This window comes from Vibrio qinghaiensis (genome assembly GCF_002257545.1).
GTDB classification, from domain to species: domain Bacteria; phylum Pseudomonadota; class Gammaproteobacteria; order Enterobacterales; family Vibrionaceae; genus Vibrio; species Vibrio ordalii.
In genome coordinates this window covers 2,368,197-2,380,480 of record NZ_CP022741.1, presented here as the reverse complement: position 1 = coordinate 2,380,480, position 12,284 = coordinate 2,368,197, and the positions used below count along the sequence as shown (strand labels likewise).

Genomic DNA, 12,284 nt, shown 5'->3' with positions numbered 1-12,284 from the left:
GGTTTTGTGGACTCAATGAAAGAACATTGAATGTGTGAATGAGAATGAAGCAGCTTTCCGAATTAAGAAATTTGCTTGGCGACCATAGCGTTGTGGACCCACCTGACTCCATGCCGAACTCAGAAGTGAAACACAACAGCGCCGATGGTAGTGTGGGGTCTCCCCATGTGAGAGTAGGACATCGCCAGGCTTAAATTCCGACTGGTCTCAATGAGACGAGTCACCATAATATTCTCATGAAAACGTGAGAGTTTTATGTTGACTTTCGAAGCGGAAAGCGTATTATACGCGTCCTGCTTAAGTGTTAACGCACTGAAAGCAAAGCTCTTTAACAATATAAACCTATCAATCTGTGTGGGCACTCGTTGATGATAATCGAAAAAGATTTATCAATGAACTGAGTGACCTGAACTAGCAATAGTTCGAATGCTTTTTGATTTCACTTTTTCTTAAAAAGTGAAGACCAAGAAGCGGCACAGTCAATTCATTGTTGTTCTGTTGGAACAACAATAGCTTTAAAATTACTTATTTACTTTCGAGTAAGAGCAGTTTTGAAGTCAGTATTCATTGAGCCGGTCTTAGGACCAACAAAACTTTAATTGAAGAGTTTGATCATGGCTCAGATTGAACGCTGGCGGCAGGCCTAACACATGCAAGTCGAGCGGCAGCACAGAGGAACTTGTTCCTTGGGTGGCGAGCGGCGGACGGGTGAGTAATGCCTAGGAAATTGCCCTGATGTGGGGGATAACCATTGGAAACGATGGCTAATACCGCATGATGCCTACGGGCCAAAGAGGGGGACCTTCGGGCCTCTCGCGTCAGGATATGCCTAGGTGGGATTAGCTAGTTGGTGAGGTAATGGCTCACCAAGGCGACGATCCCTAGCTGGTCTGAGAGGATGATCAGCCACACTGGAACTGAGACACGGTCCAGACTCCTACGGGAGGCAGCAGTGGGGAATATTGCACAATGGGCGCAAGCCTGATGCAGCCATGCCGCGTGTATGAAGAAGGCCTTCGGGTTGTAAAGTACTTTCAGTCGTGAGGAAGGTGGTGTTGTTAATAGCAGCATCATTTGACGTTAGCGACAGAAGAAGCACCGGCTAACTCCGTGCCAGCAGCCGCGGTAATACGGAGGGTGCGAGCGTTAATCGGAATTACTGGGCGTAAAGCGCATGCAGGTGGTGGATTAAGTCAGATGTGAAAGCCCGGGGCTCAACCTCGGAACCGCATTTGAAACTGGTTCACTAGAGTACTGTAGAGGGGGGTAGAATTTCAGGTGTAGCGGTGAAATGCGTAGAGATCTGAAGGAATACCGGTGGCGAAGGCGGCCCCCTGGACAGATACTGACACTCAGATGCGAAAGCGTGGGGAGCAAACAGGATTAGATACCCTGGTAGTCCACGCCGTAAACGATGTCTACTTGGAGGTTGTGGCCTTGAGCCGTGGCTTTCGGAGCTAACGCGTTAAGTAGACCGCCTGGGGAGTACGGTCGCAAGATTAAAACTCAAATGAATTGACGGGGGCCCGCACAAGCGGTGGAGCATGTGGTTTAATTCGATGCAACGCGAAGAACCTTACCTACTCTTGACATCCAGAGAATCTGGCGGAGACGCTGGAGTGCCTTCGGGAGCTCTGAGACAGGTGCTGCATGGCTGTCGTCAGCTCGTGTTGTGAAATGTTGGGTTAAGTCCCGCAACGAGCGCAACCCTTATCCTTGTTTGCCAGCACGTAATGGTGGGAACTCCAGGGAGACTGCCGGTGATAAACCGGAGGAAGGTGGGGACGACGTCAAGTCATCATGGCCCTTACGAGTAGGGCTACACACGTGCTACAATGGCGCATACAGAGGGCAGCAAGCTAGCGATAGTGAGCGAATCCCAAAAAGTGCGTCGTAGTCCGGATTGGAGTCTGCAACTCGACTCCATGAAGTCGGAATCGCTAGTAATCGTAGATCAGAATGCTACGGTGAATACGTTCCCGGGCCTTGTACACACCGCCCGTCACACCATGGGAGTGGGCTGCACCAGAAGTGGTTAGTTTAACCGCACTTTCTTCGGAGAGAGTGGAGGACGATCACCACGGTGTGGTTCATGACTGGGGTGAAGTCGTAACAAGGTAGCGCTAGGGGAACCTGGCGCTGGATCACCTCCTTATACGATGATTACACTGATGAGTGTCCACACAGATTGATGGTTTATACAGTTTAAGAGACGAGGATGTTGCCAAGCATTCTTACTTAGTGTCCCGTTCGTCTAGAGGCCTAGGACACCGCCCTTTCACGGCGGTAACAGGGGTTCGACTCCCCTACGGGATACCACTTCCGTTGTGAAGTAAAGGGGTCGTTAGCTCAGTTGGTAGAGCAGTTGACTTTTAATCAATTGGTCGCAGGTTCGAATCCTGCACGACCCACCATTTCTTCCACAAGAAATGTAAAAAATATGTGGGGCTATAGCTCAGCTGGGAGAGCGCCTGCCTTGCACGCAGGAGGTCAGCAGTTCGATCCTGCTTAGCTCCACCATTTCTTCCACAAGAAATGTCAAAAAACATGTGGGCGATTAGCTCAGTTGGGAGAGCACCTGCCTTACAAGCAGGGGGTCACTGGTTCGAACCCGGTATCGCCCACCACTCTCTAAGAATTTTTGGATGCACATTGCCAAACCAGATTAAGTAATTGAACTGGTCGGTCTGTTTGACTCTGAAAGTCATTAGAAAGTGATTTGTTCCGTTAGGAATACCACTCGCTCTTTAACAATTTGGAAAGCTGACTGATAACAACGAACGTGTTTGTTGTTATCAAATAAAAGTTCTCAACATCAATGCGTTTAACGTATTGATACCAAACACATTCAAGTGTTCTTGGGAAAGCTTACTTCGGTAAGTTTTCAAAATTGAGTCCGGCAAAATCAAACGTCTCTCGCTCATTCAAATAATGAGAGACAACCTTGGTGACTTGTCTGCAACACGAAACTTCTTCGGGTTGTATGGTTAAGTGACTAAGCGTACACGGTGGATGCCTTGGCAGTCAGAGGCGATGAAGGACGTAGTAACTTGCGATAAGCGTAGATTAGGCAGTAACAGCCACTTGAGTCTACGATTTCCGAATGGGGAAACCCACGTGCATAAGCACGTATCCTTACCTGAATACATAGGGTAAGGAGGCAAACCGGGGGAACTGAAACATCTAAGTACCCCGAGGAGAAGAAATCAACAGAGATTCCGAAAGTAGCGGCGAGCGAAATTGGACTAGCCCTTAAGCTTTTAATGATGCAGGTGAAGCCTCTGGAAAGTGGCGCAATAAAGGGTGATAGCCCCGTAACTGTTCCATCATTATAAGTGAAATCGAGTAAGGCGGGACACGTGTTATCCTGTCTGAACATGGGGGGACCATCCTCCAAGGCTAAATACTACTGACTGACCGATAGTGAACCAGTACCGTGAGGGAAAGGCGAAAAGAACCCCTGTGAGGGGAGTGAAATAGAACCTGAAACCGTGTACGTACAAGCAGTAGGAGCAGGCATTGTCCTGTGACTGCGTACCTTTTGTATAATGGGTCAGCGACTTATATTCAGTGGCAAGGTTAACCGAATAGGGGAGCCGTAGGGAAACCGAGTCTTAACTGGGCGCTTTAGTCTCTGGATATAGACCCGAAACCGGGTGATCTAGCCATGGGCAGGTTGAAGGTTGAGTAACATCAACTGGAGGACCGAACCGACTAATGTTGAAAAATTAGCGGATGACTTGTGGCTAGGGGTGAAAGGCCAATCAAACTCGGAGATAGCTGGTTCTCCCCGAAAGCTATTTAGGTAGCGCCTCGGACGAATACTACTGGGGGTAGAGCACTGTTAAGGCTAGGGGGTCATCCCGACTTACCAACCCTTTGCAAACTCCGAATACCAGTAAGTACTATCCGGGAGACACACGGCGGGTGCTAACGTCCGTCGTGGAGAGGGAAACAACCCAGACCGCCAGCTAAGGTCCCAAATTACTACTAAGTGGGAAACGATGTGGGAAGGCTCAGACAGCCAGGATGTTGGCTTAGAAGCAGCCATCATTTAAAGAAAGCGTAATAGCTCACTGGTCGAGTCGGCCTGCGCGGAAGATGTAACGGGGCTAAGTAGTAAACCGAAGCTGCGGCAATACAGTTTACTGTATTGGGTAGGGGAGCGTTCTGTAAGCCGTTGAAGGTGTGTTGTAAAGCATGCTGGAGGTATCAGAAGTGCGAATGCTGACATGAGTAACGATAAGGGGGGTGAAAAACCTCCCCGCCGGAAGACCAAGGGTTCCTGTCCAACGTTAATCGGGGCAGGGTAAGTCGACCCCTAAGGCGAGGCTGAAAAGCGTAGTCGATGGGAAACGGGTTAATATTCCCGTACTGCTTATAATTGCGATGGGGGGACGGAGAAGGCTAGGTGGGCCAGGCGACGGTTGTCCTGGTTCAAGTGCGTAGGCTAAGAGACTAGGTAAATCCGGTTTCTTGTTAGGCTGAGACACGACGTCGAGCTGCTACGGCAGTGAAGTCATTGATGCCCTGCTTCCAGGAAAAGCCTCTAAGCTTCAGATTATAAGCAATCGTACCCCAAACCGACACAGGTGGTCGGGTAGAGAATACCAAGGCGCTTGAGAGAACTCGGGTGAAGGAACTAGGCAAAATGGTACCGTAACTTCGGGAGAAGGTACGCTCTTATTGGTGAAGTCCCTTGCGGATGGAGCTGACGAGAGTCGCAGATACCAGGTGGCTGCAACTGTTTATTAAAAACACAGCACTGTGCAAAATCGCAAGATGACGTATACGGTGTGACGCCTGCCCGGTGCCGGAAGGTTAATTGATGGGGTTAGACTTAGGTCGAAGCTCTTGATCGAAGCCCCGGTAAACGGCGGCCGTAACTATAACGGTCCTAAGGTAGCGAAATTCCTTGTCGGGTAAGTTCCGACCTGCACGAATGGCGTAATGATGGCCACGCTGTCTCCACCCGAGACTCAGTGAAATTGAAATCGCTGTGAAGATGCAGTGTACCCGCGGCTAGACGGAAAGACCCCGTGAACCTTTACTACAGCTTGGCACTGAACATTGAACCTACATGTGTAGGATAGGTGGGAGACTTAGAAGCGCAGTCGCTAGATTGCGTGGAGTCGACCTTGAAATACCACCCTTGTCGTTTTGATGTTCTAACGTAGGCCCCTCATCGGGGTTGCGGACAGTGCCTGGTGGGTAGTTTGACTGGGGCGGTCTCCTCCCAAAGAGTAACGGAGGAGCACGAAGGTGGGCTAATCACGGTTGGACATCGTGAGGTTAGTGCAATGGCATAAGCCCGCTTAACTGCGAGAATGACGGTTCGAGCAGGTACGAAAGTAGGTCATAGTGATCCGGTGGTTCTGAATGGAAGGGCCATCGCTCAACGGATAAAAGGTACTCCGGGGATAACAGGCTGATACCGCCCAAGAGTTCATATCGACGGCGGTGTTTGGCACCTCGATGTCGGCTCATCACATCCTGGGGCTGAAGTCGGTCCCAAGGGTATGGCTGTTCGCCATTTAAAGTGGTACGCGAGCTGGGTTTAGAACGTCGTGAGACAGTTCGGTCCCTATCTGCCGTGGGCGTTGGAAGATTGAAGGGGGCTGCTCCTAGTACGAGAGGACCGGAGTGGACGAACCGCTGGTGTTCGGGTTGTCATGCCAATGGCATTGCCCGGTAGCTAAGTTCGGAATTGATAAGCGCTGAAAGCATCTAAGCGCGAAGCGAGCCCTGAGATGAGTCTTCCCTGGCACTTTAAGTGTCCTAAAGGGTTGTTCGAGACTAGAACGTTGATAGGTTGGGTGTGTAAGCGCTGCGAGGCGTTGAGCTAACCAATACTAATTGCCCGTGAGGCTTAACCATACAACACCGAAGGGGTTTTGTGGACTCAATGAAAGAACATTGAATGTGTGAATGAGAATGAAGCAGCTTTCCGAATTAAGAAATTTGCTTGGCGACCATAGCGTTGTGGACCCACCTGACTCCATGCCGAACTCAGAAGTGAAACACAACAGCGCCGATGGTAGTGTGGGGTCTCCCCATGTGAGAGTAGGACATCGCCAGGCTTTTAATTTATAAGAGCCCGTTTGTAAGAGCGGGCTTTTTAGTCACTTGTGACACAAGATACAGTGTGCTGATATGGCTCAGTCGGTAGAGCGCATCCTTGGTAAGGATGAGGTCCCCAGTTCGATTCTGGGTATCAGCACCAGTTTTATAGCTCTGTAAGCTAAAAGAATTTGCTTGGCGACCATAGCGTTGTGGACCCACCTGAACCCATGCCGAACTCAGAAGTGAAACACAACAGCGCCGATGGTAGTGTGGGGTCTCCCCATGTGAGAGTAGGACATCGCCAGGCTTGAATTACGAAACCTCAGCAGAAATGCTGAGGTTTTTTTCTATCTATTCGTATCATTCAATGTCCAATCATAGTGATAGCTGATACTCTTTTTCTCGCTTTTTAGTGCCTTGTTGTACTGCGCTAAGTGCTCAAATAATTGCTGTTTCGTCCCAAAATCTTCAGCAAACCAGTCGTAAATAGAAGACAAAATCCATTTATCATTGGTAACCTTTACTCCTTTTTCACTATTGATAAACTCTGTGGCTGATTTTTCCAGTAATAATTCTGTATTTTCTGCTGTGAAAGCCTGCTTTTGTAAGTTTGGGCAACCTAGGCTTGCGCAGTTGACCGCATAATGGGTTCGAGGATCTTTCCAAATAGGTCTTAAAATTCGATGTTCAATATCATTGAGAGTCAGCTCTTTTTGATTGATGGCAATGATCTTTTGTTCCCAAGGGCCAAATGAAAAGAATCCTCCTAGTTTGGTGATGGATGATATTGGGTAATGACCGACGATTAAGTTAACTGTTAAGGCATTATATAAGTTGACCCAGTAAGCATATTGTTCCAGCTTTGCATACTCTCTTGGATCAAGGGCTGATAATTGTGAAATATAGAGCTCTAACTGCTCCTTATCTTTTGAGTTGACCCTTTGATAATCGAAGAGGCTGTTGTGATTTTCTTGGATTAGATAAGTATCAAGTGTTGTCTGCCAAATTTGATGTGAAATGGCTTGTGTATTTTCTTCATTACTAGAGTTCCAATAATCCCATAGCTGTGATTTAGGAGCCGAAAATACATTCGTTGACCCGAGTGTCAAACATAGCGTTAATAGATATTTCATCGTTTACCTCTCATCTCATAGCCAATATGACCTAGATAGGGATTGATAAATTTCAGATAAAAGAAAAGGTTGATGCATCTACACCAACCTCTAGAAATTAAATCGACACTCGCTATTTCAAAAAGCTAGGAATTTTTGCTTCATAATCAGCGATTTTATCTTCGTGCTGTAGCGTCAAACCGATATTGTCTAATCCATTAAGTAAACAATGGCGACGAAATTCATCAATTTCAAATGAGTATGTTTTTCCATTGGCTTTAACTTCCATTCGTTCAAGATCTACAGTTAGTTGAGCACCTTCATTTCCTTCAACAAATTGGAATATTTCATCAACTTCTTGCTCTGTAAGACGGACTGGAACCATTTGGTTATTGATTGAGTTACCATAAAAAATATCCGCAAAACTGGGTGCAACCATGGCTTTGATGCCGTAATCCGCTAAAGCCCAAGGGGCATGTTCTCGTGAAGAACCACAGCCAAAGTTTTCACGAGCAAGTAGAATGCTCGCTCCTTCATAGCGAGGTTTATTCATGACAAAATTTGGATTCGGTTGCTGACCTGCATCATCTAGAAAACGCCAATCATGAAAAAGGTGTTTGCCAAAACCAGTGCGATTTACTTTCTGTAAAAATTGCTTAGGGATGATGGCATCTGTATCGACGTTCGCTGCATCAAGAGGAACGACCAAACCTGTGTGCTGTTTAAAACCTGACATTGGTGATCCCCTGTTTAGTTGAGTGTTGAAGAATGAATATTACGGATATCGACAAAGTGTCCAGCGATGGCGGCGGCGGCGGCCATTGCAGGACTGACTAAATGTGTGCGGCCATCTCGACCTTGGCGGCCTTCAAAATTGCGGTTGGATGTTGATGCACAACGCTCACCTGCACCGAGCCTGTCATTGTTCATAGCCAAGCACATTGAACAGCCCGGCAAGCGCCATTCAAAACCCGCTTCAATAAATATTTTATCCAAGCCTTCCGCTTCCGCTTGCGCTTTAACTTGCTCTGAACCTGGAACAATCAATGCTTGAACGTGTGGTGCGACTTTTTTACCTTTCGCGACTTGAGCTGCTGCTCGCATATCTTCAATGCGTGAGTTTGTGCAAGAACCGACAAAAACTTTATCCACTTTGTAGTCTGATAAGGATTTACCCGCTTCCAGCCCCATATACGCCAGTGCTTTTTCTGCTGATGCTTTTTCGACAGGATCACTAAAGCTATCGGGAGATGGAATGGTTTCGTCGACAGCAATCACTTGGCCTGGGTTTGTACCCCACGTTACTTGTGGTTTGATGTCCGCGGCATTTAGGGTAACGACTGCATCGAATTTGGCATTATCATCGGTTTTTAGCGTTGCCCAGTACTCAATGGCGGCTTCTAAATCGTTTCCTTGAGGAGAAAACTTGCGACCTTTAATGTAGTCGAAGGTGGTTTGATCGGGAGCGATAAGCCCCGCTTTTGCCCCAAGCTCAATCGCCATATTGCACACCGTCATACGACCTTCCATTGAAAGATCGGTAATTGCTTCACCACAAAATTCAACGACATAGCCTGTACCACCGGCCGCCGTTGTTTTACCTATAATGGCTAGCACGATATCTTTAGCAGTGATGCCTAGAGCGACTTTACCTATCACCTCGATTTTCATCGTTTTAGCGCGAGCTTGTTTCAATGTTTGGGTTGCAAGTACGTGCTCGACTTCTGACGTACCGATGCCAAACGCTAACGAGCCAAATGCGCCATGTGTTGCTGTGTGTGAGTCACCGCAGACAATGGTCATGCCGGGAAGAGTAATACCTAATTCTGGCCCCATGACATGAACGATGCCTTGGTATTTATGATTTAAGTCGTAGAGTGTTACGCCAAACTCAGCACAGTTCTTTGACAGTGTTTCCATTTGGATTCGAGCCATCTCACCCGAGGCATTAATGTCTTTTGTGGTGGTTGAAACGTTATGGTCCATGGTAGCGAATGTTTTACTCGTCTGACGCACTTTACGTCCCTTCTCGCGTAGGCCATCAAATGCTTGCGGTGATGTCACTTCATGAACGAGATGGCGATCGATATAAAGGATGGGGGTTTCCCCTTCAGCTGACACCGCAATGTGGGCATCATAAATTTTTTCGTATAAGGTTTTTGCTTGCGACATTGCTTCTTCCTTGAGCTCTTTGAGCTTTATAAAGGACTAGGCTTGGGCTAGTCCTACTAATTATGAGTTTAAAATATAGCTGGCAATTCTATCGCCCATTTCAGAGGTTGAAAGTGCCGCTTTACCACTGGCGAGATCTGCGGTCAGCTCACCTGCGGTAAGTGCTTTTGATACGGCATTTTCGATATCTTGAGCGGCGGTTTCTTTACCTAAGCTATAACGTAGCATCAAAGCGGAGGAAAGAATTTGTGCCACTGGGTTAGCAATGTTCTTTCCAGCAATATCAGGCGCAGAACCACCCGCAGGTTCGTAGAGGCCAAAATTGCTTTCATTAAGGCTAGCGGACGGCAGCATGCCCATTGAGCCAGTGATCATGGCGCATTCATCGGAAATGATGTCACCAAAAATATTAGAACACAGCATGACATCAAATTGAGAGGGATCTTTAATGAGCTGCATGGTGGCATTATCGATATAAATGTGTGAAAGCTCGACGTCTGGATAATCTTTAGCAATGCCTTCAACGACTTCACGCCATAAAATAGAGCTTTGTAGTACGTTCGCTTTATCTACTGAACATACTTTTTTGCGACGTAGGCGTGCTGATTCAAAAGCAATTTTGGCGATACGTTCGATTTCGTAGCGATGGTACACTTCAGTATCAAATGCTTTTTCATTTGCTCCTTCACCTTCACGACCTTTAGGTTGACCGAAATAGATCCCACCGGTGAGTTCTCGGACGACGACAATATCAAATCCACGAGCTGAGATATCAGCTCGTAGTGGTGAGAAGCCTTCTAAACCAGAATGAATTTGTGCTGGACGTAAGTTACAAAATAGCTGGAAATGTTTACGCAGAGGAAGAAGGGCGCCACGTTCAGGTTGGTCATTGGGTGGTAAATGCTCCCATTTAGGGCCACCGACGGAACCAAACAATACGGCGTCTGCTTCTTCACATCCTTTAATGGTGCTTTCAGGTAGCGGGCAACCGTGGTTATCAATCGCAATCCCGCCGACATCATATTCTTCTCTGGCAAACCGGATAGCATGTTTTTTTTCAATCGCATCCAATACCTTGTGTGCTTGTTGCATTACTTCTGGGCCGATACCATCACCTGCAAGAACGGCAATTTTGTATGTTTTGTCTGTCATGTTAGTCCTTTACTATTTTTATATTTGCTTGCCCCAGTGAGCTCTAAAGATTGAAAGCTCTAATCTAGGTACGTTAAACGGTTGCCACTTTCTTTTGTTTAATTTCTGCAATTTGATCGGCACGATGAATGCTATTGATCACGTGCAACAAGGCTTGTCCTGATGCTTCGACAATATCCGTAGAGACGCCTGTACCGTGATATTTTCGCCCTTTGTAGTTGGCAATAATATCGGCTTGCCCGAGTCCATCTTCACCTTCGCCCTTGGCGGTAAGGTCAAATTTATCCAATACGATCTCATAGCCAGTTAGACGGTAAATACATTGGTAAAGCGCATCGACAGGGCCATTACCAACGGCAGCTTCACATTTTTCTTCATCACCACAAAGCAATTTAATACTGGTGGTTGCCATGACACTACCAGATTGGACACTCAAATAATTTAACTTATAGAAATCATCTTCATCACGCAGATTAGAGAAGTGCATCAACGCTTCTAAATCGTAGTCAAATACCTGTCCTTTTCGGTCGGCTAACTTCAAGAAATCTTCATACAATGCGTTCAAATTGTATTCGTTCTCGTTGTAACCCATGCTGTCCATATGGCTCTTAACTGCGGCTCGGCCGCTGCGGCTGGTTAGGTTTAGTGCCTGATTTTTCAGACCGATGGATTCGGGTGTCATGATTTCATAAGTATTTTTATTTTTTAGCATACCATCTTGGTGAATACCCGATGAGTGGCTAAATGCGTTGGCACCGACAATCGCTTTGTTACTTTGAATCGGCATATTGCATAGCTGGCTAACCAACTTGCTGGTGCGGTGGATCTCGTCATGCTTTAAGCCAGTATGTACGCCGAGGAATTCTTGACGAGTTTTGATGATCATCGCGATTTCTTCTAATGAACAGTTACCTGCGCGTTCGCCGATACCATTAATGGTACCTTCGATTTGGCGTGCGCCGGCTTGTACTGCGGCGATGGAGTTTGCAACTGACATGCCTAAATCGTCATGACAATGTACCGAAATGATGGCTTTATCGATGTTAGGGACTCGCTCAAACAGCATCTGAATAATGCCACCAAATTCGCTAGGAATAGTATAACCAACTGTATCTGGAATATTGATGGTCTTAGCACCTGCATTTATTGCGGCTTCAACCATTCGACATAAGTTATCAATGGGTGTGCGACCTGCATCTTCACAAGAAAACTCGACATCATCGGTGTAGTTGCGGGCGTGTTTTACTGCACTGACAGCCATTTCGACCACATCATCATAGCTGCGGCGTAGCTTATCTTGTACGTGAATGGTCGAGGTTGAAATAAACGTATGGATACGAAAGGCATCTGCGATTTTCAGTGCTTCAGCCGCTGCATCAATATCTTTTGCTACCGCGCGAGAAAGCGCGCAGATACGGCTATTTTTAATGTGTTTCGCAATGGTTTGCACTGATTCAAAATCACCAGGAGAGGAAACTGGAAAGCCCGCCTCAATTACATCAACACCTAAGCGTTCGAGTGCGAAAGCAATTTGCAGTTTCTCTTTTACAGTTAGGCTCGCTGACAATGCTTGTTCACCATCACGTAATGTGGTGTCGAATATAATGACTTGATTATTCATGTTTGCTCCCTTGCACCGATGGTTAATCGTTAACTTCCTAAATATAGTTATAAAAAAACCCGCATCTCAGTGCGGGCTCTTGTCATCTTGTGTGGTGTTTTTCTTCCACAACCTACCCGCGCGAATGGTTCACGATAAGGAGCAGGCCCAGCAGGATAGAAAAA

At 46.9% G+C, this 12,284-nt stretch carries 5 protein-coding genes, 5 tRNA genes and 5 rRNA genes; 10 read left to right on the top strand and 5 right to left on the bottom strand.

Going from position 1 to position 12,284, the window contains the following annotated elements; genetic code table 11:
- Positions 1-74: 74 nt before the first annotated feature.
- From rrf (CCZ37_RS11000) to rrf (CCZ37_RS10950), 10 genes are all read left to right on the top strand, one after another.
- Positions 75-190, top strand: a 5S ribosomal RNA gene (gene rrf, locus CCZ37_RS11000).
- 406 nt (positions 191-596) lie between these two features.
- Positions 597-2,155, top strand: a 16S ribosomal RNA gene (locus tag CCZ37_RS10990).
- A gap of 88 nt (positions 2,156-2,243) precedes the next feature.
- Positions 2,244-2,319: transfer RNA gene (locus tag CCZ37_RS10985), tRNA-Glu, on the top strand.
- Positions 2,320-2,338: 19 nt separating this feature from the next.
- Positions 2,339-2,414: transfer RNA gene (locus CCZ37_RS10980), tRNA-Lys, on the top strand.
- A gap of 30 nt (positions 2,415-2,444) precedes the next feature.
- Positions 2,445-2,520 (top strand) — tRNA-Ala (locus CCZ37_RS10975).
- Between the two features lie 31 nt (positions 2,521-2,551).
- Positions 2,552-2,627, top strand: a tRNA-Val gene (locus tag CCZ37_RS10970).
- Positions 2,628-2,985: 358 nt separating this feature from the next.
- Positions 2,986-5,877, top strand: a 23S ribosomal RNA gene (locus tag CCZ37_RS10965).
- Between the two features lie 87 nt (positions 5,878-5,964).
- A 5S ribosomal RNA gene (gene rrf, locus CCZ37_RS10960) occupies positions 5,965-6,080 on the top strand.
- A 67-nt stretch (positions 6,081-6,147) separates the two neighbouring features.
- Positions 6,148-6,223: transfer RNA gene (locus CCZ37_RS10955), tRNA-Thr, on the top strand.
- 31 nt (positions 6,224-6,254) lie between these two features.
- A 5S ribosomal RNA gene (rrf, locus tag CCZ37_RS10950) occupies positions 6,255-6,370 on the top strand.
- The 16S, 23S and 5S rRNA genes sit together here with 5 tRNA genes alongside, the layout of an rRNA operon.
- A gap of 40 nt (positions 6,371-6,410) precedes the next feature.
- Here rrf (CCZ37_RS10950) and CCZ37_RS10945 read toward each other — a convergent pair.
- The 5 genes from CCZ37_RS10945 to leuA all read right to left on the bottom strand — a co-directional run bounded on the left by CCZ37_RS10945 (position 6,411) and on the right by leuA (position 12,120).
- Positions 6,411-7,196, bottom strand: a complete 786-nt coding sequence (locus CCZ37_RS10945) for a DUF547 domain-containing protein (RefSeq protein ID WP_094500528.1) — start codon at positions 7,194-7,196, stop codon at positions 6,411-6,413.
- Positions 7,197-7,308: 112 nt separating this feature from the next.
- Positions 7,309-7,911, bottom strand: coding sequence for a 3-isopropylmalate dehydratase small subunit (gene leuD, locus CCZ37_RS10940; RefSeq protein WP_094500527.1), 603 nt, complete (start codon positions 7,909-7,911; stop codon positions 7,309-7,311).
- 14 nt (positions 7,912-7,925) lie between these two features.
- A complete protein-coding gene (leuC, locus tag CCZ37_RS10935) occupies positions 7,926-9,347 on the bottom strand; it encodes a 3-isopropylmalate dehydratase large subunit (protein WP_017042705.1) in 1,422 nt (473 codons plus the stop codon).
- Positions 9,348-9,407: 60 nt separating this feature from the next.
- A complete protein-coding gene (gene leuB, locus CCZ37_RS10930; RefSeq protein ID WP_094500526.1) occupies positions 9,408-10,499 on the bottom strand; it encodes a 3-isopropylmalate dehydrogenase in 1,092 nt (363 codons plus the stop codon).
- Between the two features lie 73 nt (positions 10,500-10,572).
- Positions 10,573-12,120 carry a 2-isopropylmalate synthase gene (leuA, locus tag CCZ37_RS10925; protein WP_094500525.1) on the bottom strand — a complete coding sequence of 516 codons (1,548 nt, stop codon included), beginning with the start codon at positions 12,118-12,120 and terminating at the stop codon, positions 10,573-10,575.
- Positions 12,121-12,284 lie beyond the last annotated feature (164 nt).

Excerpts from the sequence above, each read along its gene's own strand:
- leuA (WP_094500525.1), bottom strand. The coding sequence starts at position 12,120 with ATGAATAATCAAGTCATTATATTCGACACCACATTACGTGATGGTGAA.
- leuD (WP_094500527.1), bottom strand. The coding sequence starts at position 7,911 with ATGTCAGGTTTTAAACAGCACACAGGTTTGGTCGTTCCTCTTGATGCA.
- leuC (WP_017042705.1), bottom strand. The coding sequence starts at position 9,347 with ATGTCGCAAGCAAAAACCTTATACGAAAAAATTTATGATGCCCACATT.
- CCZ37_RS10945 (WP_094500528.1), bottom strand. The coding sequence starts at position 7,196 with ATGAAATATCTATTAACGCTATGTTTGACACTCGGGTCAACGAATGTA.
- leuB (WP_094500526.1), bottom strand. The coding sequence starts at position 10,499 with ATGACAGACAAAACATACAAAATTGCCGTTCTTGCAGGTGATGGTATC.